We start from the raw sequence: 26154 nt of genomic DNA, 5'->3' as shown, positions 1-26154 counted from the left end.
GGCAATATCCTGTCGTGGACGCGGACGAGGGGGCGATGGCCGATCCGATCACTTCCCCGGTGCTGATCATCGGCGCCGGCCCGGCCGGCTACACGGCAGGGATCTACGCGGCGCGGGCCGCGCTCAAGCCCGTGCTCGTCGCCGGGCTGCAGCCGGGCGGGCAGCTCATGATCACGACGGATGTCGAGAACTATCCAGGCTTCGCGGACGTCATCCAGGGCCCCTGGCTGATGGAGCAGATGCGCAAGCAGGCCGAGCATGTCGGCACCCGCGTGATCGAGGACATCGTCACCGCGGTCGACTTCTCCCGCAGGCCGTTCCGGGCGACCGGCGACTCGGGCGCGACCTACCTCGCGGACGCGGTCGTGATCGCCACCGGCGCCCAGGCGCGCTGGCTCGGCCTGCCCTCCGAGAAGCGGTTCCAGGGCTTCGGCGTCTCGGCCTGCGCCACCTGCGACGGGTTCTTCTTCAGGGGCAAGCGGGTGGCGGTGATCGGCGGCGGCAACTCGGCGGTGGAGGAGGCTCTCTACCTCACCCACCATGCCTCTCAGGTCACACTGGTGCACCGGCGCGACACCCTGCGCGCCGAGAAGATCCTGCAGGAGCGGCTGTTCGCGAACCCGAAGATCAGCGTGATCTGGGACCATGTGGTGGACGAGATCCTCGGCACGGACGACCCGCCGGGCGTGACCGGGCTTCGGCTGCGCCACGCGCGCACCGGCACCATGCGGGAGGTCGCGCTCGAGGGGGTCTTCATCGCCATCGGCCACAGCCCGAACACGGCCCTGTTCAGGGGGCAGGTGGAGATGGATGGCGAGGGCTACATCCTCACCGCCCCCGGCAGCACGCGCACCTCCGTCCCCGGCGTGTTCGCCGCCGGCGACGTTCAGGACAAGGTGTTCCGTCAGGCGGTGACGGCGGCCGGGACCGGCTGCATGGCCGCACTCGAGGCTGAGAAGTTCCTGGCCGCACATCCGGCGCAGCCGGCGCTGGCGGCCGACTGAGCTTGCCCGGCGCGGATGCCGCCGGGCGGTCGTCGGATCACGCGTGGAACGTTGTCGCCCCAGGTGACAACGGGCCCTCTCCGGCGGCACGATCACACCGCCCGCGGCGCGACTCCTGCGCCGTGGGCATCGGGTGCGAAACGTCATGGCATCGCCTCGCCGTCCCTGCCGGGGGCGGACAGGCAGACAGAGGCGTCGCCCCGCGAGGCGGAGCAGGACGATGATCGACTGGGACAAGCTGCGCGTCTTCCACGCGGTCGCAGAGGCGGGAAGCTTCACCCATGCGGGCGAGACCCTGAACCTCTCGCAGTCGGCGGTCAGCCGGCAGATCTCGGCGCTCGAGGAGGCGCTCCAGGTGCCGCTGTTCCACCGCCATGCGCGCGGCTTGATCCTGACCGAGCAGGGCGAAACGCTGAACCGCACGGTGCGCGAGGTCTTCGCCAAGCTGGCGATGACCGAGGCGCTGTTGACGGAAAGCAAGGAGAAGCCTTCGGGCAAGCTGAAGGTCACCACCACCGTCGCCTTCGGATCCACCTGGCTCGCCCCGCGCATCAAGGCGTTCCTCGACCACTATCCCGAGATCTCCCTCTCGATCGTTCTCGACGACCAGGATCTCGATCTCGCCATGCGCGAGGCCGATGTGGCGATCCGGATGCACCCCCCGCGCCAGCCGGACCTGATCCAGCGCCACCTGATGACGATGAGCTGGATGCTGGTCGCGGCGCCCGACTACCTCAAGCGCATGGGTGTGCCGGAGCGGGCCGAGGACCTCGACCAGCATCGGTTGCTGGTGTTCGGCGACTACCGAACCCCCGTGCAGGACATCAACTGGATCCTGGATGCAGGCAAGCGGCAGGGCATCACGCGCCGGCCGGTGCTGGAAGTGAACTCGATCTATGGCCTGCTGCTCGCGGTCCAGAGCGGCCTCGGGATCGCGGCGATCCCCGACTACATGATCGACGAGACGCGCGATCTCGTCCGCGTGCTGCCGGACATCAAGGCGCCGAAGGTCGAGGCCTACTTCGTCTACCCCGAGGAGCTCAGGAACTCGAAACGGGTCTCGGTGTTCCGCGACTTCCTGCTCACGCAGTTGGCGGACAAGGGCTGACCGCCGTCTGACCGCGACCGGCGGGCGCGAAGGGCAGCGCAAACAGCGGTTGATCCGACTCGCTGCAAAGTTGCAGACTGGGCCATGCGGCACACGCATGTCGGCCCCCGGCATTTCGCGATGCAGCAGACCGGAACCGCCCCCTACCTTTGCTGCGTTGATTGACGCAGATCACACGCGTTAGCGGACTTGGTTGATAGATTTCATCCGGTTTCGGCTTTGGCCGATCCAGTTCCGGCGACTTTGCCGGAAACCGGGGTCTTCGGACCCCTTCGTCTCCCAGACGTGAAGCCTCCCTGTTGACTTGGGGGTCCGGGACAACCCGGACCCTCTTTTTTCGATCGTTTCTGGGTCATGCGCCGGACCGGCTTGCCCGTCCGGCCGAGCCGAGACAGGCTTGAGCCGCAGAGGCGAAGGAGGGGCGTCGGTGTTCCCAGGCTTCACGCTCCGCAGCATCGAGGTCGGTCCCGGCATCGCGCTTCGCGTGCGCACCGGCGGCTCCGGCCCGCCGCTCCTGCTTCTGCATGGCAACCCGCAGACCCATGCGATGTGGCACAAGGTCGCGCCTGCGCTCGCCGCCCGCTTCAGCGTGGTCTGTCCCGACCTCCGCGGCTACGGCTTCTCGTCCAAGCCGCCGCCATCGCCGGACCATGCCGCCTACGCCAAACGGGCCATGGCTGCCGACATGGTGGCGCTGATGCGGATCCTCGGGTTCGACCGCTTCCGCCTGGTCGGCCATGACCGCGGCGCCCGCGTCGGCCACCGCCTGATGCTCGACCACCCGGACCGGGTCGAACGGGCAGCCCTGCTCGACATCATCCCGACGCTGGAGCATTTCGAGCGCGCCGGGATGGACTTCGCCATGGGCTACTACCACTGGTTCTTCCTGGCCCAGCCAGCGCCCTATCCGGAGACGCTGATCGCCGCGGATCCGCGCTTCTGGCTGTTGAGCCACAGCGGCAGGCACGGCGCGCCGCCCGACTTCTTCGCCCCGGAGGCCTTCGCCGACTACCTCGCCGCGCTGCACGAGCCCGGCACGATCGCGGCGATCTGCGAGGACTACCGCGCCGCCGCGGGCATCGACCTCGAACACGACCGGGCAAGCCGGGCCGCCGGGCAGCGCATCACCTGCCCGCTGCTGGTGCTGTGGGGTGCCAGGGGCCGGGTCGGGGCCTGGTACGACGTGCCGGAGGTCTGGCGGCTCTACGGCACCGACATACGCGGCGCCGCGATCCCGTCAGGGCATTATCTCGCCGAGGAGGCGCCGGCCGAAACCCTGGCGGCGTTGGAAGCGTTCCTGTGAGCCCCTACTCGACCCGCTTCCACCAGTAGCCCTCGTCCACCGGCTCGCCGGTCGGGCGGATCGCGTAGCCCGGGATCACGCCGACGAAGTTCCAGCCCAGGCTGCGCACGATCGCCTCGGCCGGCCCGCCCGGCCAAGTGCGCAGCACCAGGAGCCGCCGCCCATGCGCGAGCCCCGCCTGGTCGATCCGCGCCATCAACTCCCGCCCGACCCCCTTGCGGCGGAAGCCCGGGTGCACGATCAGCTGGCGCACCTCGGCGCGATGGCTCTGGTTCTCCGGCGTATCCATGTCGAGCTGCAAACACCCGCCGATCGCTCCATCCACCCAGGCGCACAGGATCACGCGCTTGCCGGCAGCCACCTCGGCGGCGCGGTCGCGCCAGAAGCTGCGCGCCTTCTCCATCGCGAGCGGTGCTAGGAAGCCCACCACGGCGCCGTCGTCGACGCAGGCCTTCAGCACATCGGCGAGCCTGCGCTCGGCCGATACGGCGGCGGCCGCGTCCAGCACCTCGACCACCGTGCCGGCGATCGGCTTGGCATAACGGAACTCGAGGCTGCGGCTCTTGTCGTCGAGCACGCGGATCGAGCCCGCGCGCACGAAGGAGTGCTTCTCGTAGAAGCGGTGCGCCGCCTCGAAGCGCGTATCGGTCCAGAGCACCACGCGGCGCGCACCGGCGCTGCGGATGCGCTCCTCCGCCGCCGCGAGCAGCCGCGCCGCCAGCCCGGTGCCGCGATAGGGCCGGGCGACATACATGCGCGAGATCTCCCAGGCGAGATCCTCGCGCATCGGTGTGGCCGCGATCATCCCGACGATGCGCCCCGAGGCCTCGGCGGTCCAGAGCGCACCGCCGCGCTCGCCCACATGCGAGGCGAGCCGGCGCAGCTCCGGTACCTCGCCGTCGACGTCGAGGACGCAGCCGGGATACTCGGACCAGCACTCGGCGATCAGGCCGATGAACCCGGCCGCGTCATCGTCGCGGCCCGGACGGATCCACGGCAGCGCGGTCATGGTCAGGTGAGGCCTGCGCAGAAGGTCTGGATGCGGGCGCAGGCTTCGCGCAAACTCTCCGTGTCCGTGGCGTAGCTCACCCGCACATAGGGGCTCATGCCATAGGCGCCGCCATGCACGGCCGCGACATGGTGCTCCTCAAGAAGCGCAAGCACGAAGTCGAGATCGCTCTCGATGCGCCGTCCGCCGGCGGAGGTCTTGCCGAGACAGCCGGCGATGTTCGGGTAGACATAGAAGGCGCCCTCGGGCTTGTGGCAGACCACACCCGGCGCCTGGTTCAGGAGGTCGACGACCAGGTCGCGGCGTTGGCGATAGATCGCCTGACGCTCGGCCACCACGTCCTGCGGCCCGTCAAGCGCCGCCGCCGCCGCCGCCTGCGCGACCGTGCAGACGCCCGAGGAGAGCTGGCCCTGCACGTTCACCATCGCCTTCACGAGCGCCTTCGGTCCGCCGCAGTAACCGATCCGCCAGCCCGTCATGGCATAGGCCTTGGAGGCGCCATTCACCGTGAGCACCTGCTCGCGCGTCTCGGGCGCCGCGGCCGCAAGGGTGGCGAAGGCGAAGCCGTCATAGACCATGTGCTCGTACATGTCGTCCGACAGCACCCAGACCTGCGGATGGCGCGCCACCACCGCGCCGATCGCGCGCAGCTCCTCCCCCGACAGCGCCGCCCCGGAGGGATTGTTCGGGCTGTTCAGCACGATCCACTTCGTCTTCGGCGTGATCGCCGCCTCGAGGTCCTCCGCGCGCAGCTTGAAGCCGTTGTTCTGCGGGCAGGGCACGAACACGGGCCTGCCGCCGGCGAGCTTCGCCTGTTCGGCGTAGCTGATCCAGTAGGGTGTCGGGATGATGACCTCGTCGCCCTCGTCGATGGTGGCGAGGAAGGCGTTGGCGATGATCTGCTTGCCGCCGTTCGAGACCATGATCTCGTCGAGCGCGTAGTCGAGCCCGTTGTCGCGCTTGAACTTGCGCTGCACCGCGGCCTTCAGCGCCGCCGTGCCGTCCTGCGGCGGGTAGTGCGTGTCGCCGGCGAGCGCGGCCTTGTGCGCCGCCTCGATCGCGTGCGGCGGGGTTTCGAAATCCGGCTCGCCGACGGCAAGGCTGATCACGCGGTGGCCGGCGGCGCGCAGCGCGCGCGCCTTGTTGGTCATCACCACCGAGGCGGCGACCTCCACCCGGTTCAGGCGGCTGGCAAGAGCGGGCATCCTCGGACTCCCGGGCGCTGGAATGGCGGTCAGTGCAGACCTTCGCAGAAACGGCGGATGCGGGCGCAGGCTTCCCGCAGGCTCTCGGTGTCGGTGGCGTAGCTGATGCGCATGTGGCCGGGGGCCACGAAGGCGGTGCCGTGCACGGCGGCCACTCCTTCCTCCTCCAGCAGGGCGGTCACGAAATCCTCGTCGGTCTCGATCCGCCGTCCGCCGGCCGAGGTCTTGCCGAGGCAGCCATGGATGCCGGCGAACACGTAGAACGCCCCCTCCGGCTTGCGGCATGTCAGGCCGGGGCAGGCATTCAGCGCCTCCACCACCAGGTCCCGGCGGAGCTTGTAGACCTCCACCATGGCCCTGATCGACTCCTGCGGCCCCGTCAGCGCCTCGACCGCCGCGGCTTGGCTGATCGAGGAGGTGTTGGAGGTCGACTGGCTCTGCAGCTTGTCCATCGCCTTGATGAGCGCCTTCGGCCCACCGCAGAAGCCGATGCGCCAGCCCGTCATGGCATAGCCCTTGGAGCAGCCGTTCATGGTCAGCGTGCGCTCCTTCAGGCGAGGCTCCACCTGCACCACGGTCGCGGGTTTGAACCCGTCATAGGCGAGGTGTTCGTAGATGTCGTCCGTGAACACCATCACCCGAGGATGGCGCATGAGGACATCGGTGAGCGTCTTCAGTTCCTCGACCGAGTAGGCCGCCCCGGTGGGGTTGCAGGGGTTGTTCAGCATGAACCACTTGGTGCGCGGCGTGATCGCCGCCTCGAGATCCGCCGCGCGCAGCTTGAAGCCGTTGTTCTGCGGGCAGGCGACGAACACCGGCTTGCCCTCCGCGAGGCTGACGATGTCGGGGTAGGAGACCCAGCAGGGGGTCGGGATGATCACCTCGTCGCCGGGATCGAGGGTCGCGAGCATCGCGTTGAAGATCACCTGCTTGCCGCCGGTGGAGACCATCACCTCGTCGGGCGCGTAGTCGATGCCGTTGTCGCGCTTGAACTTGAGGCACACCGCCTCGCGCAGCGCCCGGGTGCCGGCGACGTCGGTGTACTTGGTCTCGCCCCGCTCGATCGCGGCGATGGCGGCGCGCTTGATGTTCTCAGGCGTGTCGAAATCGGGCTCGCCAGCGGACAGGCTGATGATGTCGCGACCCTCCGCGGCAAGCGCGCGCGCCTTCTGGGTGATGGCGATGGTCTGCGAGGGCGAAATGCGGTCGAGCCGCTGGGCGGTGAGCGACATGCGGAAGATCCCGGGCCCCTTTCGGGAAGATCAAGCGAACGAAATCGGACGCTAGCCGCCGACCCGGGCGGACGCAACCCGGCCAAGCCGCAGGGCGAGGGCAAGCCCGAAGCTGACCACGACGATGATCACCGTGGCGAGCGCGAACAGCTCCGGGGTCAGGCCAAGCTTCAGCGCCGAGAACACAACCATCGGCAGGGTCGAGGCGCCAGGGCCCGAGGTGAAGGAGGCGATCACCAGGTCGTCGAGCGAGAGGGTGAAGGCGAGCAGCCAGCCGGCGGCGAGCGCCGGCGCGATCAGGGGCAGGGTGATCAGCAGGAACACCCGCCAGGGGCGCGCACCGAGATCGAGCGCCGCCTCCTCGAGCGAGCGGTCGAAGTCCGACAGGCGGGACTGTACCACCACCGCGACATAGGCCGTGGCGAAGGTGATGTGGGCGATGGTGACGGTGGTCACGCCACGCTCGCCCGGCCAGCCCACCGCCTCGGCCAGCGCCACGAACAGCAGGAGCAGGCTGAGCCCGGTGATCACCTCGGGCATCACGAGGGGTGCTGCGACCATGGCACCGAACAGCGAACGGCCGCGGAACGCCCCGAATCGGGCGAGCGCGAAACCCGCGGCCGTGCCGAGCGCCGTCGCCCCGGTGGCGGCCACCGCGGCGATCCGGACCGACAGCCAGGCGGCTGTGACGAGCGCGTCGTTGTGCCAGAGGGCGGCGTACCAGCGCAGCGAAAATCCGGTCCAGAGCGTCACCAGCCGGCTGTCATTGAAGGACAGCACGACCAGCAGCGCGATCGGGATGTAGAGGAAGGCGTAGCCCACCCCGAGGGCGATCCAGAGCCGGCCGAGCCGCCCGCTCACCTTCCCCCTCCGGCGCGCCCCTGGAGGTGCTGGAACCAGGCGATCGGCAGCACGAGCAGCAGCAGCAGCACGACCGCGAGCGCGGAGGCCATCGGCCAGTCGCGGTTCTGGAAGAACTCGGTCCACAGCACCCGGCCGATCAGCTGCGCGTCCGGCCCGCCGAGCAGTTCGGGAATGACGAACTCGCCGACCGCCGGGATGAACACCAGCATGAAGCCCGCGAGGATCCCGGGCAGCGAGAGCGGCAGGGTGACGGCGAGGAAGGCGCGCCAGGGCCGCGCGCCGAGGTCGGAGGCCGCCTCCAGGAGCGCCGGGTCGAGCTTCACCAGATTGGCGTAGAGCGGCAGCACCATGAAGGGCAGGTAGCAGTAGACGATACCGAGATAGAGCGCGGTTTCGGTGTAGAGGAGGCGCAGCGGCTCGGTGACGAGGCCGAGGCCCAGCAGGATGTTGTTCACCACGCCGTTGTCGGCGAGCAGTCCGATCCAGGCCATCACGCGCAACAGGAAGCTGGTCCAGAACGGCAGCACGACCAGCAGCAGCAGCAGGTTGCGCCGGCGCTCAGGCGCGCGCGCGATCGCATAGGCCATCGGATAGCCCGCGAGCAGGCAGAGCAGCGCCGAGAGCGAGGCGACGCGGAGGCTGCGCAGGTAGGCGTCGAGATAGAAGCTGTCCTCGACCAGCAGCGCGAAGGCGCCGAGGTTCAGCACGATCGCGAGCGTGCCCTGCTCGTCCCGGCGCAGCAGCGGCGCGTAGGGCGGGATGCCGAGGGCCGCTTCGCTCAGCGCGATCCTGGCGACGATCAGGAAGGGGAAGAGGAAGAACAGGCCGAGCCAAGCGAAGGGTAGCGCCAGGACGAGCGTGCGGCCCGCGGGCAGCCGCCAGCTCATTCCGGCAGCACCACGGTCGCGAGCGGCGGCCAGTCCACCGCCACGCGGTCGCCCCAGGTGATCGGCAGTTCGGTGACGCGCGCGAGGTTGGGCTGGCTGACGCGCACGCTGCGGCCGTCCGGCAGATCCACCACGAACATGAAGAAGTCGCCGTAATAGGCGATGTCGCGCACGGCCCCGACCAGCCGGTTGGTTCCCGCCCGCTCGCCCTCGGCGGCCTTGCGCACGCGCATCTTCTCGGGCCGGACGGCGACGAAGACGCGCGCCCCCACCGGCTTGGGCGGGTCGGTGTCGCTCTCGAAGACGGCGTCGAACTCGGTGGACTCGACGAGCGCACCGGTCGCGCCGGCCTTCGTCACGATTCCCTCGAACACGTTGGCCGTGCCGAGGAACTCCGCGACCAGGCGGGTCTGCGGATACTCGTAGACCTCCGCCGGCGTGCCGACCTGGGCGAGGTAGCCGTGGTGCATCACCGCGAGCCGGGTCGCCATGGTCATCGCCTCCTCCTGGTCGTGCGTGACCATGATGAAGGTGATGCCGGTTCGCTCCTGGATGTTGACGAGCTCGAACTGGGTCTGCTCGCGCAGGCTCTTGTCGAGCGCGCCGAGCGGCTCGTCGAGCAGCAGGAGCTTGGGCCGCTTGACGAGGCTGCGCGCCAGCGCGACGCGCTGCCTCTGTCCGCCCGAGAGCTCATGCGGCCGGCGCCGCTCGAGCCCCGTGAGGCGGACGAGGTCCAGCATCGCCCCGACGCGCGCGGCGATCTCGGCGCGGGGCAGGCCCTCCATGCGCAGGCCGAAGGCGACGTTCTGCGCCACCGTCATGTGCGGGAAGAGCGCATAGGACTGGAACATCATGTTCACCGGCCGCGCATAGGGCGGCACGGCGGCGACATCCTGGCCGTCGATCAGGATGCGCCCCTGGTCGGGCCGCTCGAAGCCGGCGAGCATGCGCAGGAGCGTGGTCTTGCCGGAGCCCGAGCCGCCGAGCAGGCAGAACAGCTCGCCGCGATAGATGTCGAGGCTCACGTCGTCGACCGCGACGGTCGCGCCGTACCGCTTCGTGACGCCGATGATGCGGACATAGGGCTCCGCCTCCGGGTCGCGCCAGGGCTCGGGCGCGCCCGGAGGGGCGACGTTCGCGGTCTGCACCGTCTCAGCGGCCGGCCTTGAACCTCGCCCACATGCGGCTGCGCGCCCGTTCGGCCGCCTGCGGCACGGCGCCGATCGTGAAGAAGCGCGCGAAGTCCTGCTCGGCCGGATAGACGTTCCGGTCGGCCAGGATGTCCGGCTCGATCATCGGCTTGGAGGCCGGAACCGCGTTCGGATAGGCGACGTGGTTGGTGACCGCCGCGATCACCTCGGGCTGGAGCAGGAAGTCGATGAAGCGGTGCGCGGCCTCGGCGTTGGGCGCGTCCTTCGGGATCGCCAGCACATCGAACCAGAGCTGCGCGCCCTCGCGCGGTGCGACGTACTTCACCTCCACGCCCTGGCCAGCCTCCTGCGCGCGGTCGGCGGCCTGGATCGCGTCGCCCGAGTAGGCGAAGGCGAGGCAGGACTGGCCGGTGGCGAGTTGCTCGATCGCCCCGCCCGTGGAGAAGGTGCGGATATGCGGGCGGATCGCCATCAGCGTCTGCTCGACCTTGCGCAGGTCGGCCTCGGCCGTGCTGTTCGGATCGAGCCCGAGGTAGTGCAGCACGGTCGGGATCACGTCGATCGCGCTGTCCATCATGGTGATGCCGCAGCGCGCGATGCGGCTCGCGTGCTCGGGCTTGAACAGCAGATCCCAGGAATCGAGCGGCGCGTCGGGCGCGACCTCGCGGATGCGCGCCGGATTGAGGCCGAGCCCGATCGTGCCCCAGAGATAGATCACGCCGTGGCGATTGCCTTCATCGGAACGGTCGAGCCGCTGCATCAGCGTGCGGTCGAGGTTGCCCCAGTTCGGGATCTTGGCGCGATCGAGCGGCTGCAGCGCCCCGGCCCTGATCAGGCGCGAGAAGGTGGGCTCGTTGGTCGGCACGACGATGTCGTAGCCCGACCGGCCGGCGAGCAGCTTCGCCTCCAGCGTCTCGAGGCTTTCGAACACGTCGTAGCGGACGGCGATTCCGGTCTCGCGCTGGAACCGTTCGATCACGGCCGGATCGATGTAGTCGTTCCAGTTGTAGACGTTGAGCGTCTGCGAGATCGCGGCAGTTGCGGCCGTGGCGATCACGGCGGCGGCGAAGGCGCCTAGGACGCGGCGGGCGAAAGCGGGCGCGTGCTGGCTCATCGTCCCGGTGTCTCCCCTCTCTGCGGTGGAATGGCGGGCGGGCCGCCGCGGACACCCTAACACGTCGCGGCCCGGCGGATCACCGCCGCAGGGCGCCGGCCCGGGTTTCCGCCGCCTATATGAATATTTTCCTTGACTGGAATCCGAAGCCTTGGCAGCCTGCGCGACGTCACGGGACTCGTGCGCCCGGGGATCACCGGTCCCCTTCGCTCACGCCGTTCCCCCGCCCGAACCCCACCGTCCGCCGCCGCCCCGACGCGCCGCTCGCGCCGGGCGCTGCGCGCCGCGCAAAGGGACCGACCCCGCCATGGCGTTCGTGCCCACCAGTCTTGCGGTCCTCTCCTACGCCGCCGGCTTCACGCTCTGGACCTATGCCAGCGCCGAGGACGACGTCGCCGCCATCCTCGCCGAGGGCTATTTCGACGAGGCGCGCACCTACCTGCGCACGGACGACCTGATCCTGCTGAACGGTGCCGACGGCGCGCGGATCCTGCGCGTCGTGTCGAACGACGGATCGACGGTCGCCGTCGCCTCGCTCGCGGGCGAGACGCCCGATCTCGGGCCGGACATCCCGCCGGACGCGATCCTCGACGAGTCCGGCCAGCCGATCCTCGACGATGCGGGCCAGCCGATCCTGGCGGGCTAGAGCCGCGGTCGGCGCCGCCACCCGCCGACCCGCAGGCGCCATCCGCCGGGCAAGCCCCGTGCTGGCCGTCCCCTCCCCAGCCCCGCCCAAGGAGTCCCCGTAATGCCCTTCGAGATCCAGAGCCTGTCCGTGCTCGCCTATGCCAACGGCTTCACGCTGTGGCACTACCGCACCGACACCGACACCCGCACCCAGACCCTCTCTGCAGGCTACTTCAACCCGGCCGCGCATCTGGTGCGCCGCGGTGACATGGTGCTGTCGCGCTCGAGCGACGCGTTCTCCATCCTGCACGTGACGGGGCACTCCGGGTCGTCGGTCAGCGTCGCCGCGCTGGTCTAGATCGCCATGCTGCGCCGCAGCACCACGCGCCACGCCGGACGGATGGTGCTGCCGGTGAGGATTGAACTCACGACCTCTCCCTTACCAAGGGAGTGCTCTACCACTGAGCTACGGCAGCGCTGGCCTGACAGGCCACTCCGCTCGCGCCGGTCCACTACTCCAAACCCCGGCCTGCCGTCGAGATGCCTCGTGCGCGGCATCGGCGAGGCGGGCCGGCACGCCGCCCGAACGCCCCGTGCCGCTACCCGCCGGCCGACGGTCGGGCGGTGACACCGCAACCGGGCCGCTCCGTCGAGACGGCCCTGTCATTCGTCAAGGAGACGCCGATGTCTGGCCCTCTGAAGATCTCGCAATACCCGCCCGCGACGTCCGCCCAGGACACCGACGAGATGGTCGCCAATCAGAACGGCACCACCCGCAAGATCACCGTCGGTCAGGTCCGGGCATCCCTCGCACCGGCGGCGCACACCCATACCGAGGCGGATCTGATCGGCACGATCGCACCGGCCAGGCTCGCCCAGGGGGGGGCCTCCACGGGCCAAGTGCTGAAGTGGAACGGCACCGCCTGGGCCCCGGCGACCGACGTTGTCGGCAGCGGCGGCTCGACCGACTGGTCCGCGCTCACCGGAATCCCGGCGGCGATCGACGCGATCGACGCGCTCACCCCGGCCGCCGACCGCATCGCCTACTACACCGGCGCGAGCGCCGCCGCGCTCGCGCCGCTCACCGGCTTCGCCCGGTCGCTGCTGGACGACGCGGACGCCGCCGCCGCGCGCAGCACGCTCGGCGCGGCGGCGGTGTCGCACGGCCATGTCATCGCCGACATCGCCAACCTGCAGACCGCGCTCGACGGCAAGGCACCGGCAACGCACACGCACGCGGCCGCCCAGGTCACCGACTTCCCGGCCGCGGCGCGCGCCCAGACCGAGGCGATGGTGGTCGCCGGCACGAACCTCGCGATCGCCTATGGCGGCACGGGTGCAACCCGCACCGCGACCCTCGCCGCGGTGGGCGGCCCCGCCTCCTATGCCGCGCTGACGGCGAACCGGGCGGCGACGGCGGCCGACAACGGGCGCGTGATCGAGTGCGACGGGTCGGACCGTACCCTCACCCTGCCGGCCGGGCTCGGCAAGGGCTTCGCCTGCGTGGTGCGCCGCGCCGCGGCCGGCAACGCCACCGTGGCCAAGGGCGGCGGGGTGACCTTCGCGCCGGTGGACGCCAGTGTGAGCACCGCCGCACTGTGGGACGAGATCGCCGTCGAGTGCATCGCCGACACCGGTTCCGCCGCGACCTTCCTGGTACGGCTGGTGCCGGCCTGACACCGCCGTTGCCGCCGCTCAGCGCTGGCGCCACGGCAAGCCGGAGGCGATCCAGCCGGCGACGGTGCGACGGTGGCCCTGCGCGTCCAGCGGTCCCTCGAACCCGTCGCGGATGTTGAACACCGCCGGGAAGCCGGCGGCACGCGCCGCGCGCGCCGCCGCGAGGCTGCGCGCGCCCGACCGGCAGAGAAAGTAGAGCCGGTGTCCGGGCGTCAGCCCGGCGGCCCGCAGCGACTCGACGAAGTGCGGGTTCACCGCCATCGCCGGGAAGACCTGCCAGGCGATCGGCAGGATGGGCTTGCCGGTCGCCGACAGGTCGGGCATGCCGACATAGGTCCACTCGGCATCCGTACGGACATCCACCAGCATGGCGTTCGGGTCCTCGTTCAGCGCCTGCCAGGTCTCGGCCGGGGTCACCTCGGGTATGTCGCTCATCGAGTGGGCTATCCTCTCCGGCAGTCGGATATCGTCGGGTGCAGGGTAGCGGCAGGAGCGGTGCGATGGCGATGGTGGACGGGCTGGTGGGGGCGATCGGCAACACGCCGCTGATCCGGCTGAGGCGGGCCTCCGAGGCCACGGGCTGCGAGATCCTCGGCAAGGCCGAGTTCATGAACCCGGGCGGATCGGTGAAGGACCGCGCGGCCCTCGCCATCATCACCGATGCCGAGGCGAAGGGGCTGCTGCGCCCCGGCGGAACGATCGTCGAGGGCACCGCCGGCAACACCGGCATCGGGCTGACGCTGGTCGGCAATGCGCGCGGCTATCGTTGCGTGATCGTGATGCCGGAGACCCAGAGCCGCGAGAAGATCGAGTTCCTGCGCATGATCGGTGCCGAGCTCCGCCTGGTGCCCGCGGCCCCCTACCGGGACCCCGGCAACTACGTGCATGTCTCGCGCCGGCTTGCCGAGGAACTCGCCGCGTCCGAACCGAACGGCGCGATCTGGGCGAACCAGTTCGACAATCTCGCCAATCGCGAGGGCCACCGCCGTACCACCGGCGAGGAGATCTGGCGCGAGACCGAGGGCCGCGTCGACGCCTTCACCTGCGCCTGCGGCACGGGCGGCACGCTCGCCGGCGTGGCCTTCGCGCTCAAGGCGAAGAAGCCGTCGGTGCGGATCGTGCTGGCCGATCCGCCGGGCAGCGCGCTCTATGCCTGGAAGACGCGCGGCGTGCTCGAGCTCGAGGGCAGCTCGATCACCGAAGGGATCGGCCAGAGCCGCGTGCCGGCCAATCTCGAAGGCGCGCCGATCGACGATGCGATCCGCGTGACCGACGAGGAGTCGCTCGAACAGGTATTCGATCTGACGATCCATGAGGGGCTGAGCGTGGGAGGTTCGGCCGGACTCAACGTCGCCGCGGCGATCCGGGTGGCGCGCGCCCTCGGCCCGGGCCACACGGTCGTGACGATCCTCTGCGACGGCGGCGCGCGCTACCAGTCGAAGCTGTTCAACCCCGATTTCCTGCGCAGCAAGGGTCTGCCCGTGCCGCCCTGGCTGGCGTGACCGCCCGTCGGGGGAGCAGCCGCAGTTCAGTGCAGGGTGCCATCACGCTGTTGGGTGCGCAGCGGGCCAGCTGACACGGTCCGCTGCCGGTGGGCGTCGGCGTAGTGGCGGTTCATGGCGTGCACCGCCGCCATCAGATCGAACACCGCATGCTGCAGCTTGCTGGCGATCAGCGCATCCTGCGCCCCCTCGCCCCGCCGCGCGGGCGCTGCGCCGTCGCGCGAGAGGAATTCCGCATACCAGGCGACGAAGCGCTGCGCGGCCTCGAGCACCTCGATGAGCACCGAATCGCCCGAGACGGTTACCGTTTCCTCACCAGCCTCGCGCATGAATCCCCTCATCCGCGCCGCGTGCCGCTGGCGTGGCATCCGTCGGGACGAACCGATATAGAGAAGAGTGCCGGAACAGACGCGGGGATCGCGCGTGAGATCGTCGTCAGCATGCGTGATTTGTTGGCGCACGCCGCCCGACGGCAACGACGGAGCCATGACACCTCCCCGCGGTTGTAGGACATATCTCTTGCGACCGGCAAAAGTTCCTGTTACGTTCTCACTCATCCGGCGGGTAGGACTGCCTCGCCGCCTTGCTCGATCTGGCCGAGCCTCTTGTCCTAGTCGTGGGGCTTCCGTTCATGGCCGGAACAAAGCAAGAACCCGCAGTCTGAGAGACGATCGAAGGAGATCACGATGGCCCACACCCTGAACGCCTCTCCCACGCTGGATGCCGGCAAGGTGCGCCTCGGCGGCGTCGCCCCGGCCCTGAAGCCGATCGCGGACGCCGGCAAGGTCCGCCTCGGCGGCGTGGCTCCCGCCCTGAAGCCGGTCGCGGATGCCGGCAAGGTCCGCCTCGGCGGCGTCGCCCCGGCCCTGAAGCCGGTCGCGGATGCCGGCAAGGTGCGCCTCGGCGGCGTGGCTCCCGCCCTGAAGCCGATCGCGGATGCCGGCAAGGTGCGCCTCGGCGGCGTCGCCCCGGCCCTGAAGCCGGTCGCGGACGCGGGCAAGGTGCGCCTCGGCGGCGTGGCTCCCGCGCTCTGATCCCCTTCGGAGGTCGCGCCGGTCCCATGCCGGCGCGACCTTTCATTCTCCCCGAGGTCTTCCCGTATGTTTTCCTGGAAGCGCGTCCAGAGACGCCGCGACGAGGGATCGTGATGCCGGATGCGCCGCCCGCCAGCCCCATCCTGACCTTCCACCGCCTGATCGAGCAGGCCCGCCCACCGATGCGTGCGGACCGCTCCGCCATCGGCACCCTGCCCACCCGCGCCTTCCGGTACTGCGAGGCCGTCACCACCGCCACCGCCTTCGGCTGGTACGTCTTCCCGCCGATCGGCCTGACCCTGATGTGGGACGGCAGCCAGGTCTTCTGGACCTACGACGGCGCCGAACATGACGGCTGGATCCCGCTCAACGGCAGTGCCCAGTTCCCCTACTTCGCCCAGGCCTTCGACGCGGCCGCGCCGGACCACGTCAAGGGGTTCTCGCCGCCCTTCCTCTCGGCCCTGCGCGAGCCTGGCGTGGTGCAGATCTGGTCCGGCCTGATCGCGCGCACGGCCCCCGGCTGGGGCCTGCTGGTGCGCGGCCCCGTCAACCTGCCACGCGGCCACTACGAGCTCTACGAGGGCATCATCGAGACCGATCGCTGGTTCGGCCCGCTGTTCAGCAACATCCGCCTCACCAAGACCGACGTGCAGGTCCGGCTCGAGCCCGACTACCCGATCTTCCAGGTCGTGCCGCTGCCGCGCAGCCTCTACGGCGACGAGACCATGCAGTCGGTGAAGATCGTCCCAGCGCTTGCCGACCTGACGGAGGACGACTGGGCGGACTACGAGGACACCGTCGTCCGTCCCAACGTCGATCCGAACCGCCAGCGCGGCGCCTATGCCATGCGCACCCGCAAGCGCCGCAAGGGCGAGGCGCCGCACGCCGTCATGGCGGGGCCCGACGAGGACTGACGCCCGGTTCGCTCAGAACGGGATGTCGTCGTCCAGGTCGCTGCCGCCACCCTTCTTCGGCTCCCAGCCACCGCCCGCACGGCCGCCGCCGCGCGACGCAGCGGCCATCGGCTGGCGCGAGGCATAGCCGCCCGCCTCGTCCTCCACCCCCGCCCCGCCGCCGCGGCCGTCGAGCAGCGTCAGGTCGCCGCGGAACCGACCGATCACCACCTCGAAGATCTCACGCTCGTTGCCGTCCTTGTCGGTGTACTTCCGGCTCTCGAGGCTCCCCTCCACGTACACCTTGCTGCCCTTGCGCAGGTACTTCTCGGCGATCTCGCCGAGCTTCTCGTTGTAGATGGCGATGCGGTGCCACTGCGTCTTCTCCTTCCGCTCACCCGAGCTGCGGTCGGTCCAGGATTCGCTCGTGGCGACCGAGAAGGTCACGACCCGCCCACCGGTCTGCTGCATGGTCCGCACCTCGGGGTCGCGGCCGAGATTGCCCACCAGGATCACCTTGTTGACGCTGCCCGCCATCGCCGCCTCTCCGTGAATGCCGCCGCCGGACTGTAGGGCCTCCGCCCCGCCCCGTCCAACGAGGCGACCTCATGTGCACTCTCGCCACTTGCGTCGCCGCCCCCATCTCTGGCCCACTCCGTTCCCCTTTCGTCCCCCGGGTGGCCCATGACCGACTCGATCCGCGTCCGCGGCGCGCGCGAGCACAACCTCAAGAACATCGATGTCGAGATCCCGCGCCACAGCCTGACCGTGATCACGGGTCTGTCCGGTTCCGGCAAGTCCTCGCTCGCCTTCGACACCATCTACGCCGAGGGCCAGCGCCGCTATGTCGAGAGCCTCTCGGCCTATGCGCGCCAGTTCCTCGAGCTGATGCAGAAGCCCGACGTGGATGCGATCGAGGGGCTCTCCCCGGCGATCTCGATCGACCAGAAGACCACTTCGCGCAACCCGCGCTCCACCGTCGGCACGGTGACCGAGATCCACGACTACATGCGCCTGCTCTGGGCGCGAATCGGCGTGCCCCACTCGCCGGCCACGGGCCTGCCGATCGAGGCGCAGACCGTCAGCCAGATGGTGGACAAGGTGCTGGCGATGCCCGAGGGCACGCGGCTGCTGCTGCTCGCCCCCGTGGTGCGCGGGCGCAAGGGCGAGTACCGCAAGGAACTCGCCGAGCTGCAGAAGCGCGGCTTCCAGCGCGTGAAGGTGGACGGGACGCTCCACGACATCGATGCCGTGCCCGCCCTCGACAGGAAGCGCAAGCACGACATCGAGGTGGTGGTGGACCGCATCGTCGTGCGCGAGGGGATCGCGCCGCGGCTCGCCGACAGCTTCGAGACCGCGCTCGCGCTGGCCGACGGCATCGCCTTCACCGAGAACGCCGATACCGGGGAGCGCACCAACTTCAGCGCCAAGTTCGCCTGCCCGGTCTCGGGCTTCACCATCGCCGAGCTCGAGCCCCGCCTGTTCAGCTTCAACAACCCGGCCGGCGCCTGCCCCGCCTGCGACGGCCTTGGCGTCACCACCTTCTTCGATCCCGAGCTCGTGGTGCCCGACGAGCGGCTCTCGCTCGCCGACGGCGCGATCGCACCGTGGGAGAACACCTCCTCGCCCTACTACCGCCAGACGCTGGAGAGCCTGGCACGCCACCTGAAGATCTCGACGCGCACGCCCTGGAAGGACCTGCCCCAGCGCGCGCGCGAGGCGATCCTGAACGGCACCGGCGAGATCCCTGTCACCATGCGCTACGAGGACGGCCTGCGCGCCTACGAGACGAAGAAGCCGTTCGAGGGGGTGATTGCCAATCTGGAACGGCGCTGGCGCGAGACCGACAGCGCGTGGGTGCGCGAGGAGCTGGCGCGCTTCCAGGGCGAGGCGCCGTGCCAAGCCTGCAACGGCTACCGCCTGAAGCCGGAGGCGCTGGCGGTGAAGATCGCCGGCAAGCACATCGGCGAGGTCAGCGCGTTCTCGATCCGCGAGGCGGACGGGTGGTTCCGCGCGCTCCCCGACCAGCTCACCCCGCAGCGCCGAGAGATCGCGCGCCGCATCCTGCGCGAGATCACCGAGCGGCTCGGCTTCCTCAATGACGTCGGGCTCGACTACCTCACCCTCGCGCGCGGGTCGGCCAGCCTCTCGGGCGGCGAGAGCCAGCGCATCCGCCTCGCCTCGCAGATCGGCTCCGGCCTCACCGGCGTGCTCTACGTGCTCGACGAGCCCTCGATCGGGCTGCACCAGCGCGACAACGAACGCCTGCTCGGCACGCTGAAGCGGCTGCGCGACCTCGGCAACACCGTGATCGTGGTCGAACACGACGAGGACGCGATCCGCTCGGCCGACCACCTGGTGGACATGGGGCCGGGTGCTGGCGTGCATGGCGGCGAGGTGGTCGCCTCGGGTCCGCCCGAGACCGTGTTCGCCAATCCGCGCAGCCTCACCGCGGACTATCTGACGGGCCGCAAGCGCATCCCCGTGCCGGCGCGTCGGCGCCCGGCCGACCCGAAGCGCGTGCTGCGCGTGGTCGGCGCACGCGGCAACAACCTGAAGGACGTCACGGTCGCCTTCCCGCTCGGCACGCTCACCTGCGTCACCGGCGTCTCGGGCGGCGGCAAGTCGACGCTGGTGATCGACACGCTGTACCGGGCGGTGTCACGGCGGCTGATGGGCACACGCGATCACCCCGCGCCGCATGACCGCATCGAGGGGATCGAGCATCTCGACAAGGTGATCGACATCGACCAGTCGCCGATCGGCCGTACCCCGCGCTCCAACCCCGCGACCTACACCGGCGCCTTCGCCCCGATCCGCGACTGGTTCGCCGAACTGCCGGAGAGTCGCCAGCGCGGCTACAGGCCGGGCCGGTTCAGCTTCAACGTGAAGGGCGGACGCTGCGAGGCCTGCCAGGGCGACGGGGTGATCAAGATCGAGATGCACTTCCTGCCCGACGTCTATGTCACCTGCGATGCGTGCAAGGGCCGCCGCTACAACCGCGAAACGCTGGAGATCCAGTTCCGCCACAAGTCGATCGCCGACGTATTGGACATGACGGTCGAGGAAGGGGTGGCGTTCTTCCAGGCCGTCCCCTCCATCCGCGACAAGCTGCGCACGCTGAACGAGGTGGGGCTCGGCTATGTCAAGCTCGGCCAGCCGGCGACCACGCTCTCGGGCGGCGAGGCGCAGCGGGTGAAGCTTGCGAAGGAGCTGTCGCGCCGGGCGACGGGCCGCACGCTCTACATCCTCGACGAGCCCACGACGGGGCTGCATTTCGAGGACGTGCGCAAGCTGCTCGAGGTGCTGCACGCGCTGGTGGACGCGGGCAACACCGTGCTGGTGATCGAGCACAATCTCGAGGTGATCAAGACCGCCGACTGGATCGTCGATCTCGGCCCCGAGGGCGGCGACGGCGGCGGGCGGATCGTCGCCGAGGGCACGCCGGAGCAGGTCGCGGCGCAGAAGGGCAGCTACACCGGGCGGTTCCTGGCGCCCGTGCTCGCGCGCGACGGCCATGCGACGCAGCCGGCCGCGGCGCCTAGACGGCGGCGCGCCGCGGGCTGAGCGCCCTGGCTACCGCAGCCGCGCGACCACCTGCCGCGCCAACGCCGCGAGCGCCGCATCCACCCCCTCGGCGGCGCGCATGAAGTCGTAGGGAAAGAGCTCGGCGGTCGCGAAACGCGGCTCCCCCGGCCCCCCGATGCGCTCGCCGCCGAACGGCCGGAACGCGTTCATCACGAGCTGGTCCTGCAGCACGACCCGGCCGTCCGGCAGCGCCACCCGCATCATCACGACGCCGAAGGGGATGAACGGCCCTTCCGGCGTGCCCGCCGAGAACCCGTATTCCGGCACCACCGTGTCGAGATAGGCATCGACCTCCGCCGCAGGATATGCCGCCAGGAGGTCAAGCCCGAAGCGCCCGACCGGCACCGGCAGCGGCTGGCTCCCCGCCGCCAGCAGGGCCGCGGTCAGATGCTCGCTCCAGCGCGCGGCGGCATCGTAGCCGGCGCTCACCAGTGCCCAGGCCAGCAGCCGGTCGCGCTCGGCCTTCAGCGCCGCGTCCACGAACCGCCCGATATGGCCGAAAGGAACCGAGAGCCAGAGATCGGTCGGCGCCGAGGGCGCGTCCGCCACCGCCGGCGTCACGACGCCGATCCGGCCGGCCGCGCGCAGGGCGGTCCGATCCTGCGCGATGCGTTCGACACCGCAGGCCGCAAGGCCGAGCCCTGCAAGCGCCGCAAGGATGCCCCGGCGCGAACGGGCCACCGTCAGCCGAGCCGCGCAGGCACCCGGGCGATCGTCGCCTCGTCGGCGTTGGCGAAGGCCAGCCGCAGATGCCGCTCCTGCCCAGGGCCGAAGAACGGGCCCGGCAGCGTCATCAGCCCCCGCTCCGCCGCCAGACGTGCTGCGGTCGCCACGGCGTCGGGCGCATCCTCCGGCAGGCGCAGATACGCGAAGTAGGCGCCGAGCGCGTCGATGCGCCAGCCCGGCAGCGCGGCGAAGGCGCGCCGGAACGCGGCTGCGCGCGCGGCCATCACGTCCCGGTTGCCCTCGCGCCAGGCGGCGAGCGCCGGCACCGCCCAGGCGAGCGCGGCCTGGGCCGCGCGCGGCGCGCAGATCTGCAGCGTGTCCAGCACCTTGCAGAGCTGCGCGCGGATCGCCGGCCCGGCGACGATCGCGCCCACGCGATGGCCGGGCACGCAGTAGCTCTTCGAGAACGAGTAGAGCTGCACCAGCCCCTCGCGCCAGGCGGGATCGGCGAAGAGCGCGTGCGGCGGGGCGTCACCCGGCAGGAAGTCGCGATAGGTCTCGTCCAGCACCAGCGCGATCCGACGCCGGCGGCAGAGCGCGGCGAAGGCGGCGATCACCTCGGGCGGATAGATCGCCCCGGTCGGGTTGTTCGGCGTCACCAGCACCACTGCGCGCACGCGCTCGCCGATCAGCGCCGCCGCCCGCCCCGGATCGGGAACGAAACCGTCCTCCGCCCGGCAGGGCAGCGGGACCGTCTCGATCCCCTGCATGGTGAGCGCCATCTGGTGATTGAAGTACCAGGGCGCGGGCAGCAGCACCGCCGCCCCCGGCCCGACGAGCGCCGTCATCGCCATCACGAAGGCGAGGTTGCAGCCCGCGGTGATGACGATGTCCTCGGCCGCGAAGGCGGCGCCGTAGCGCCCGGCAAGATCCGCGGCCAGAGCGGCGCGCAGGCTCTCCTCGCCCTCGATCGCCCCGTAGCCGGCATTGGCCAGCCGCGCCGCTTCCGCGCCGAGCCGGGCGAGCAGGTCCGGGTGCGGCGGGTAGCCCGGCACCGCCTGGGTCAGGTCGATCGGCGGCCCCGCCGCGCCGCGATAGGCGGCGGCCCAGGCGCGCGCGGCCGGGATCGCCGGCGCGGCGGTCGCCAGGATGCTCGGCGGGAACGGGGGCGCGGCGGGCGCGGCAGTGTCCGGCATGGGCGCAGACTCACACCCGGCCGCGCCCGCGTCCAGCCGCGTTGCAGCGCCCGGCCCGAGCGTCTATCTCCCCCCCATGGCCGCGTCCGTTCATGTCGTCGGCGCCGGGCTCGCCGGCAGCGAGGCCGCCTGGCAGATCGCCTCCGCCGGCGTGCCGGTGGTCCTGCACGAGATGCGCCCGGTGCGCATGACCGAGGCGCACCGCACCGCGGGCTTCGCCGAGCTCGTCTGCTCCAACTCGTTCCGCGCCGACGATCCGCTGTTCAACGCCGTCGGGCTGCTGCACGAGGAGATGCGGCGCGCAGGCTCGCTGATCCTGCGCGCGGGCGACGCGCACCGCCTGCCGGCGGGCAGCGCGCTCGCGGTCGACCGCGACGGCTTCTCGGCCGAGGTGACGCGCACGCTCGCCGCACACCCGCTTGTGACGGTGCTGCGCGAGGAGGTGCCCGCCCTGCCGCCGCCCGCCTGGGGCTTGGCGATCGTCGCCACCGGGCCGCTCACCGCGCCCGCACTCGCCGAGGACATCCGCCGCGCGACCGGCGAGGATGCGCTCGCCTTCTTCGACGCGATCGCCCCGATCGTGCACCGCGACTCGATCGACATGTCGGTCGCCTGGATGCAGTCGCGCTACGACAAGGGTGGCGGGGCCGACTACATCAACTGCCCGCTCGACCGTGCGCAGTACGAGGCCTTCGTCGCTGCGCTGCTCGCCGCCGAGACGACCGGGTTCCGGGAGTGGGAGACCGCGACCCCGTATTTCGACGGCTGCCTGCCGATCGAGGTGATGGCCGCGCGCGGGCCGGACACGCTGCGCTGGGGGCCGATGAAGCCGGTGGGGCTGACCGATCCGCGCACCGGCCGCCGCCCCTGGGCGGTGGTGCAGCTGCGCCAGGACAATGCGCTCGGCACGCTCTGGAACATGGTCGGCTTCCAGACCAAGCTGAAACACGCCGAGCAGGTGCGGCTGTTCCGCACCATCCCGGGGCTGGAGAACGCCGAGTTCGCACGCCTCGGCGGGCTGCACCGCAACACCTTCCTCAACAGCCCGCGCCTCCTGGACCCGCTGCTGCGGTTGCGCGCCGCCCCGCATGTGCGCTTCGCCGGCCAGATCACGGGCGTGGAAGGCTATGTCGAGTCCGCCGCGATCGGCCTGCTCGCCGGCCGCTTCGCCGCCGCCGAGGCGAAGGGCGAAGCACCCGCCCCGCCGCCGCCCGAGACCGCGCTCGGCGCGCTGCTCGCGCACATCACCGGCGGGGCGACGGCGGAGACGTTCCAGCCGATGAACATCAATTTCGGCCTGTTCCCGCCCCTCGAGGACGCGCCGAAGGGACGCGAGCGCAAGCGCGCCCACTGCGAGCGCGCGCTCAGGGCGGTCGATGCCTGGCTCGGTCGGCCGCACAGCCTGCCCGCCCCGCGCGAGGCGGCCTGAACGCAGCCCGGCGCTTCGCCGGCGCGACCGGCACCCCGTCGGCCCCCGACCGGGCCACGGGCGCATCTCCCTGACGCGGCCCGGCCCTGCCGGCGGCGCGTCTGGCGGGGAGGCTCCGGGTCGCGCACACTCCGGGCAATGTCCACCGGGGGGAAACGCCGCGACGGCGCGCTTGCGCTGCTTCGCCTGCCCGACTTCCGACGGCTCTGGACGATCGGCGCGGTCGCCAACGTGTCGCGTTGGCTCGAACTGCTCGCGGCAGGGCTCTATGTGCTCGAGGTCACCGGCTCGGCCGGGATCGTCGCGCTCACCGCCGCTGCGCGCTCCATCCCGCTCCTGCTGTTCGGGCCGCTCGCCGGCGCGATCGCCGAGGCGGTGGACCGGCGCCTCCTGCTGCAGCTCGGACTGGTCGCGACACTGCTCTCGGCCGGGGTGATGGCGCTGCTCGCGCGCGCCGGCGTGCTCGCTCCCTGGCATGTCGGCATCGGCGGCTTCGTCTCGGGACTGATGTGGTCCACCGAGCTCTCCACGCGCCGGCGCATGCTGGCCGAAGCGGCCGGCGCCCCGGCGATGCCGCGCGCGATCGCGCTCGATGCCATGACGAACGCGACGACACGAATGCTCGGGCCCGTGCTGGGCGGGCTCGCCTATCAGGCCCTCGGACTGGACGGCGCCTTCGCCGTCTCGGCCGCCGGTGCCCTGGTCTGCATCGCGCTTGCGGCCGGGGTGCGCGCGCCCCAGCCGGTGCATCCGCTCCGCGTCCGCACCGCGACGCGGGGGCTGGCCGAGGGCATCGCGGTTGCGGTCGCCCATCCCTCCGTGCTCGGCGTGCTCGGGATCACCGTCGCGATGAATACGCTCGGCTTCTCCTATCTGGCGCTGATCGCGCCGATCGGGCGGGCGCTGTTCGACGCGACACCGCTCGGTGTCGGCCTGCTCGCCGCCGCCGAGCCGGCAGGCGCGCTGATCGGCGGATTCCTGCTCGCGCGCCGCGGCGACCGGGTGGACGGGGCGCGCGCCTTCCTGGTCGGCTCGCTCGGCTTCCTGGCCGCGCTGGCGGCGATGCCGGCGATGCCGCTGCTGGCACTCGCGATCCTGCTGCTGCTTGCCGGCGGCATCGGCATCGCCGCCTTCGGGACGTTCCAGACCACGCTCGTCCTGACGGCAGCGCCGGTCGAGGCGCGCTCGCGCATGATGGGGCTGGTGACCATGGCGATCGGCACCGGGCCGATCGGCATGGTGCTCTCCGGGGCCCTGGCAGACCGGCTCGGCGCCGGTCCCGCCGTGACCGCCCTGGCGCTGGCGGGGCTTGCGATCGTCGGCACGGTCGGCGCGCTCTGGATGCGCGCGCGGCCCTGACCGGTCCTGCGCTACTGGGCGGACGGCGGGCCCGGATCGAAACGCGTCCAGCCGGGCACCTGCGCGGCAAGGTTCACCTCGCGCCACTTCGGGTGCCTTGGCGGGCGGAGGAACTCGTCGAAGCGGCGGGTGAAGGCGTGCACGAAGCGCGCGACCTTGCGGTAGCGTTCCGTGCCCGGCTGCCAGGCATAGACGGCCATCACCGCACCGACCGCGATCGTCTCCACCTCGCCGCCGGGGGCAATCAGGTTCGGGTAGTCGGCGGCGGCGAGGACGGAGGGGAGATAGGTCTCGAGCAGCGCCGGGGTTGCGGGGATCGGCACGAAACGCAGTCCGCTGCCGGGCGGGATGCCGACGAACAGCCGGGCGGGCTTGCCGGCGACGTACACCATGCCGGCGATCTCGCCGTTGCGCAGCTTCGTGAGCGCAAGGTCCTGCGGGTCGTTGGCGATCCGCACGTCCACGCCGAGGGCCGCGAACACGAGCGATGCGGTCATCGCCGTGCCCGAGCCGCGCACGTCGACGTTCACCGTCTTGCCGGCGAGATCCCGGACGCTGCGCACCTCCTCGCGCGCGAGCAGGTGGATCTCCTCGTCGTAGAGCTTGGTGATGTACTGCACGAGCCGGTCGATCCCGGGCAGCAGGCCCTCGCGCTTGGCGTAGGCGAGCACATCGGACTGCACGATGCCGATGTCGATGCCGCGCAGCAGCACGATGTCGCGCAGGTTCTGCACCGAGCCGCGCCCGAGCATCGCGACCACCCGCATCCGGTCGCCCTCGTCGAGCACGTTCATCAGGTCGGCGGCGATGCGGATATAGGTGCCGTCCACGCCGCCGGCCATGATCCCGACCGTGCCCTGGTTCGCCTGCGCGGTCAGGCTGCTGAGACGCTCGATCCAGCTCGTCTGCGCGGGAGCGGGTGCGGCGGCGAGGGCGGCAAGCGCCGAGCCGAACAGCACGCGGCGGGGCAGGCGAGGATCGGGTCGGGTCACTGCGAAGCCTCCAGTCGGGCGATGCGGGACCGCGCCTCCGCGACGCCCATCGCGGCGGCGCGGCGGTACCACTGCAGGGCAAGACCGCGGTCGGGCGGGATGCCGCGCGCGCCGATCGTCTCGAGCACGCGCGGATCGTAGGTGGCGCCGGCCTGGAGCGCGGCCTCGCCGCTGCCGCCTGCGGCCGCGCGCTCGAAGAAGCGCCGGGCGGCGGAGACGTCGCCGATGCGCATCAGCTCCTCGCCGCGGCGAAGCAGCAGGGCGAGCGTGGCGGGCGGCAGATGCGGCGGCGCCCCCGGGGCGGGGTCGAGATG

The 26154-nt window shown here is 71.1% G+C and carries 25 protein-coding genes, 1 tRNA gene and 1 pseudogene; 12 read left to right on the top strand and 15 right to left on the bottom strand.

Translation table 11 applies throughout. From position 1 onward, the window contains the following. Nucleotides 1-35: 35 nt before the first annotated feature. From trxB to FK498_RS03610, 3 genes are all read left to right on the top strand, one after another. Nucleotides 36-1004, top strand: coding sequence for a thioredoxin-disulfide reductase (gene trxB / locus FK498_RS03620; RefSeq protein ID WP_141851624.1), 969 nt, complete (start codon nucleotides 36-38; stop codon nucleotides 1002-1004). A gap of 220 nt (nucleotides 1005-1224) precedes the next feature. Next, nucleotides 1225-2112: a LysR family transcriptional regulator gene (locus tag FK498_RS03615; RefSeq protein WP_141851622.1), complete on the top strand. Its 888-nt coding sequence runs from the start codon at nucleotides 1225-1227 to the stop codon at nucleotides 2110-2112. 427 nt (nucleotides 2113-2539) lie between these two features. After that, on the top strand, nucleotides 2540-3415 hold the full coding sequence (locus FK498_RS03610; protein ID WP_141851620.1) for an alpha/beta fold hydrolase: 876 nt from the start codon (nucleotides 2540-2542) through the stop codon (nucleotides 3413-3415). Nucleotides 3416-3419: 4 nt separating this feature from the next. Here FK498_RS03610 and FK498_RS03605 read toward each other — a convergent pair whose 3' ends face one another. The 7 genes from FK498_RS03605 to FK498_RS03575 are packed head-to-tail and all read right to left on the bottom strand — an operon-like array spanning nucleotide 3420 to nucleotide 10877. Next, on the bottom strand, nucleotides 3420-4424 hold the full coding sequence (locus FK498_RS03605) for a GNAT family N-acetyltransferase (RefSeq protein WP_141851618.1): 1005 nt from the start codon (nucleotides 4422-4424) through the stop codon (nucleotides 3420-3422). Between the two features lie 2 nt (nucleotides 4425-4426). Further along, on the bottom strand, nucleotides 4427-5629 hold the full coding sequence (locus FK498_RS03600; RefSeq protein ID WP_141851615.1) for a pyridoxal phosphate-dependent aminotransferase: 1203 nt from the start codon (nucleotides 5627-5629) through the stop codon (nucleotides 4427-4429). Between the two features lie 29 nt (nucleotides 5630-5658). After that, on the bottom strand, nucleotides 5659-6861 hold the full coding sequence (locus tag FK498_RS03595) for a pyridoxal phosphate-dependent aminotransferase (protein WP_141851613.1): 1203 nt from the start codon (nucleotides 6859-6861) through the stop codon (nucleotides 5659-5661). A gap of 51 nt (nucleotides 6862-6912) precedes the next feature. Beyond that, nucleotides 6913-7722, bottom strand: a complete 810-nt coding sequence (locus FK498_RS03590) for an ABC transporter permease subunit (protein WP_141851611.1) — start codon at nucleotides 7720-7722, stop codon at nucleotides 6913-6915. Beyond that, nucleotides 7719-8612 carry an ABC transporter permease subunit gene (locus FK498_RS03585; RefSeq protein WP_141851609.1) on the bottom strand — a complete coding sequence of 298 codons (894 nt, stop codon included), beginning with the start codon at nucleotides 8610-8612 and terminating at the stop codon, nucleotides 7719-7721. Before FK498_RS03585 ends, FK498_RS03590 begins: the two co-directional genes overlap by 4 nt. Beyond that, nucleotides 8609-9760: an ABC transporter ATP-binding protein gene (locus FK498_RS03580; protein ID WP_141851607.1), complete on the bottom strand. Its 1152-nt coding sequence runs from the start codon at nucleotides 9758-9760 to the stop codon at nucleotides 8609-8611. Before FK498_RS03580 ends, FK498_RS03585 begins: the two co-directional genes overlap by 4 nt. Before the next feature lie 4 nt (nucleotides 9761-9764). Beyond that, nucleotides 9765-10877 carry a polyamine ABC transporter substrate-binding protein gene (locus FK498_RS03575; protein ID WP_141851605.1) on the bottom strand — a complete coding sequence of 371 codons (1113 nt, stop codon included), beginning with the start codon at nucleotides 10875-10877 and terminating at the stop codon, nucleotides 9765-9767. Between the two features lie 307 nt (nucleotides 10878-11184). Between FK498_RS03575 and FK498_RS03570 the strand changes: the two genes are divergently transcribed. Then, nucleotides 11185-11523, top strand: coding sequence for a hypothetical protein (locus FK498_RS03570; RefSeq protein ID WP_141851603.1), 339 nt, complete (start codon nucleotides 11185-11187; stop codon nucleotides 11521-11523). Nucleotides 11524-11625: 102 nt separating this feature from the next. Next, a complete protein-coding gene (locus FK498_RS03565; RefSeq protein WP_141851601.1) occupies nucleotides 11626-11862 on the top strand; it encodes a hypothetical protein in 237 nt (78 codons plus the stop codon). A 43-nt stretch (nucleotides 11863-11905) separates the two neighbouring features. Here the strand turns inward: FK498_RS03565 and FK498_RS03560 are convergent. Further along, nucleotides 11906-11980: transfer RNA gene (locus tag FK498_RS03560), tRNA-Thr, on the bottom strand. A 208-nt stretch (nucleotides 11981-12188) separates the two neighbouring features. Between FK498_RS03560 and FK498_RS03555 the strand changes: the two genes are divergently transcribed. Beyond that, nucleotides 12189-13181, top strand: coding sequence for a hypothetical protein (locus tag FK498_RS03555; RefSeq protein WP_202614727.1), 993 nt, complete (start codon nucleotides 12189-12191; stop codon nucleotides 13179-13181). An 18-nt stretch (nucleotides 13182-13199) separates the two neighbouring features. Here the strand turns inward: FK498_RS03555 and FK498_RS03550 are convergent, their stop codons facing one another. Beyond that, on the bottom strand, nucleotides 13200-13616 hold the full coding sequence (locus FK498_RS03550) for a rhodanese-like domain-containing protein (protein WP_141851597.1): 417 nt from the start codon (nucleotides 13614-13616) through the stop codon (nucleotides 13200-13202). A gap of 65 nt (nucleotides 13617-13681) precedes the next feature. Between FK498_RS03550 and FK498_RS03545 the strand changes: the two genes are divergently transcribed. Next, entirely contained in the window at nucleotides 13682-14683 is a 1002-nt protein-coding gene (locus FK498_RS03545) for a cysteine synthase A (protein ID WP_141851595.1), read from the top strand. A 26-nt stretch (nucleotides 14684-14709) separates the two neighbouring features. Here FK498_RS03545 and FK498_RS03540 read toward each other — a convergent pair whose 3' ends face one another. Next, on the bottom strand, nucleotides 14710-15171 hold the full coding sequence (locus FK498_RS03540; protein WP_141851593.1) for a hypothetical protein: 462 nt from the start codon (nucleotides 15169-15171) through the stop codon (nucleotides 14710-14712). Between the two features lie 198 nt (nucleotides 15172-15369). Between FK498_RS03540 and FK498_RS03535 the strand changes: the two genes are divergently transcribed. Beyond that, complete coding sequence (locus tag FK498_RS03535) at nucleotides 15370-15717, top strand: hypothetical protein (protein ID WP_141851591.1); 348 nt, start codon at nucleotides 15370-15372, stop codon at nucleotides 15715-15717. Nucleotides 15718-15830: 113 nt separating this feature from the next. Beyond that, nucleotides 15831-16631, top strand: coding sequence for a DUF6065 family protein (locus FK498_RS03530; protein ID WP_141851589.1), 801 nt, complete (start codon nucleotides 15831-15833; stop codon nucleotides 16629-16631). A gap of 12 nt (nucleotides 16632-16643) precedes the next feature. Here the strand turns inward: FK498_RS03530 and ssb are convergent, their stop codons facing one another. Further along, nucleotides 16644-17147 (bottom strand): single-stranded DNA-binding protein, encoded by a 504-nt coding sequence (gene ssb / locus FK498_RS03525; RefSeq protein ID WP_141851587.1) that lies wholly within the window; start codon nucleotides 17145-17147, stop codon nucleotides 16644-16646. 147 nt (nucleotides 17148-17294) lie between these two features. Between ssb and uvrA the strand changes: the two genes are divergently transcribed. Further along, on the top strand, nucleotides 17295-20177 hold the full coding sequence (uvrA, locus tag FK498_RS03520; protein ID WP_141851585.1) for an excinuclease ABC subunit UvrA: 2883 nt from the start codon (nucleotides 17295-17297) through the stop codon (nucleotides 20175-20177). A gap of 9 nt (nucleotides 20178-20186) precedes the next feature. Here uvrA and FK498_RS03515 read toward each other — a convergent pair whose 3' ends face one another. Together FK498_RS03515 and FK498_RS03510 are read right to left on the bottom strand one after the other, a co-directional pair. Further along, nucleotides 20187-20879 carry a hypothetical protein gene (locus FK498_RS03515; RefSeq protein ID WP_141851583.1) on the bottom strand — a complete coding sequence of 231 codons (693 nt, stop codon included), beginning with the start codon at nucleotides 20877-20879 and terminating at the stop codon, nucleotides 20187-20189. Nucleotides 20880-20881: 2 nt separating this feature from the next. Further along, complete coding sequence (locus tag FK498_RS03510) at nucleotides 20882-22060, bottom strand: aminotransferase (RefSeq protein ID WP_141851581.1); 1179 nt, start codon at nucleotides 22058-22060, stop codon at nucleotides 20882-20884. Nucleotides 22061-22136: 76 nt separating this feature from the next. Between FK498_RS03510 and trmFO the strand changes: the two genes are divergently transcribed. After that, complete coding sequence (gene trmFO / locus FK498_RS03505) at nucleotides 22137-23489, top strand: methylenetetrahydrofolate--tRNA-(uracil(54)-C(5))-methyltransferase (FADH(2)-oxidizing) TrmFO (protein ID WP_141851579.1); 1353 nt, start codon at nucleotides 22137-22139, stop codon at nucleotides 23487-23489. Between the two features lie 138 nt (nucleotides 23490-23627). After that, nucleotides 23628-24848 (top strand): MFS transporter, encoded by a 1221-nt coding sequence (locus FK498_RS03500; RefSeq protein WP_141851577.1) that lies wholly within the window; start codon nucleotides 23628-23630, stop codon nucleotides 24846-24848. 11 nt (nucleotides 24849-24859) lie between these two features. Here the strand turns inward: FK498_RS03500 and FK498_RS03495 are convergent, their stop codons facing one another. Together FK498_RS03495 and FK498_RS03490 are read right to left on the bottom strand one after the other, a co-directional pair. After that, nucleotides 24860-25840 (bottom strand): TAXI family TRAP transporter solute-binding subunit, encoded by a 981-nt coding sequence (locus FK498_RS03495; protein WP_141851575.1) that lies wholly within the window; start codon nucleotides 25838-25840, stop codon nucleotides 24860-24862. Then, nucleotides 25837-26154: pseudogene (locus tag FK498_RS03490) on the bottom strand (SEL1-like repeat protein); the annotation flags it as partial. The pseudogene FK498_RS03490 and the gene FK498_RS03495, both read right to left, overlap by 4 nt.

The organism is Elioraea sp. Yellowstone, assembly GCF_006704265.1.
Classification (GTDB): domain Bacteria; phylum Pseudomonadota; class Alphaproteobacteria; order Acetobacterales; family Acetobacteraceae; genus Elioraea.
This window is presented reverse-complemented; position numbering and strand designations above follow the sequence as displayed.

What these genes read in the sequence shown, in the direction of transcription:
- FK498_RS03500 (WP_141851577.1), top strand. Translation starts at nt 23,628, where the DNA reads ATGTCCACCGGGGGGAAACGCCGCGACGGCGCGCTTGCGCTGCTTCGC.
- FK498_RS03595 (WP_141851613.1), bottom strand. Translation starts at nt 6,861, where the DNA reads ATGTCGCTCACCGCCCAGCGGCTCGACCGCATTTCGCCCTCGCAGACC.
- FK498_RS03575 (WP_141851605.1), bottom strand. Translation starts at nt 10,877, where the DNA reads ATGAGCCAGCACGCGCCCGCTTTCGCCCGCCGCGTCCTAGGCGCCTTC.
- ssb (WP_141851587.1), bottom strand. Translation starts at nt 17,147, where the DNA reads ATGGCGGGCAGCGTCAACAAGGTGATCCTGGTGGGCAATCTCGGCCGC.
- FK498_RS03570 (WP_141851603.1), top strand. Translation starts at nt 11,185, where the DNA reads ATGGCGTTCGTGCCCACCAGTCTTGCGGTCCTCTCCTACGCCGCCGGC.
- uvrA (WP_141851585.1), top strand. Translation starts at nt 17,295, where the DNA reads ATGACCGACTCGATCCGCGTCCGCGGCGCGCGCGAGCACAACCTCAAG.
- FK498_RS03555 (WP_202614727.1), top strand. Translation starts at nt 12,189, where the DNA reads ATGTCTGGCCCTCTGAAGATCTCGCAATACCCGCCCGCGACGTCCGCC.
- FK498_RS03600 (WP_141851615.1), bottom strand. Translation starts at nt 5,629, where the DNA reads ATGCCCGCTCTTGCCAGCCGCCTGAACCGGGTGGAGGTCGCCGCCTCG.
- FK498_RS03545 (WP_141851595.1), top strand. Translation starts at nt 13,682, where the DNA reads ATGGCGATGGTGGACGGGCTGGTGGGGGCGATCGGCAACACGCCGCTG.
- FK498_RS03540 (WP_141851593.1), bottom strand. Translation starts at nt 15,171, where the DNA reads ATGGCTCCGTCGTTGCCGTCGGGCGGCGTGCGCCAACAAATCACGCAT.
- FK498_RS03585 (WP_141851609.1), bottom strand. Translation starts at nt 8,612, where the DNA reads ATGAGCTGGCGGCTGCCCGCGGGCCGCACGCTCGTCCTGGCGCTACCC.
- FK498_RS03550 (WP_141851597.1), bottom strand. Translation starts at nt 13,616, where the DNA reads ATGAGCGACATACCCGAGGTGACCCCGGCCGAGACCTGGCAGGCGCTG.
- trmFO (WP_141851579.1), top strand. Translation starts at nt 22,137, where the DNA reads ATGGCCGCGTCCGTTCATGTCGTCGGCGCCGGGCTCGCCGGCAGCGAG.
- FK498_RS03605 (WP_141851618.1), bottom strand. Translation starts at nt 4,424, where the DNA reads ATGACCGCGCTGCCGTGGATCCGTCCGGGCCGCGACGATGACGCGGCC.
- FK498_RS03510 (WP_141851581.1), bottom strand. Translation starts at nt 22,060, where the DNA reads ATGCCGGACACTGCCGCGCCCGCCGCGCCCCCGTTCCCGCCGAGCATC.
- FK498_RS03535 (WP_141851591.1), top strand. Translation starts at nt 15,370, where the DNA reads ATGGCCCACACCCTGAACGCCTCTCCCACGCTGGATGCCGGCAAGGTG.
- FK498_RS03565 (WP_141851601.1), top strand. Translation starts at nt 11,626, where the DNA reads ATGCCCTTCGAGATCCAGAGCCTGTCCGTGCTCGCCTATGCCAACGGC.
- FK498_RS03530 (WP_141851589.1), top strand. Translation starts at nt 15,831, where the DNA reads ATGCCGGATGCGCCGCCCGCCAGCCCCATCCTGACCTTCCACCGCCTG.
- FK498_RS03615 (WP_141851622.1), top strand. Translation starts at nt 1,225, where the DNA reads ATGATCGACTGGGACAAGCTGCGCGTCTTCCACGCGGTCGCAGAGGCG.
- trxB (WP_141851624.1), top strand. Translation starts at nt 36, where the DNA reads ATGGCCGATCCGATCACTTCCCCGGTGCTGATCATCGGCGCCGGCCCG.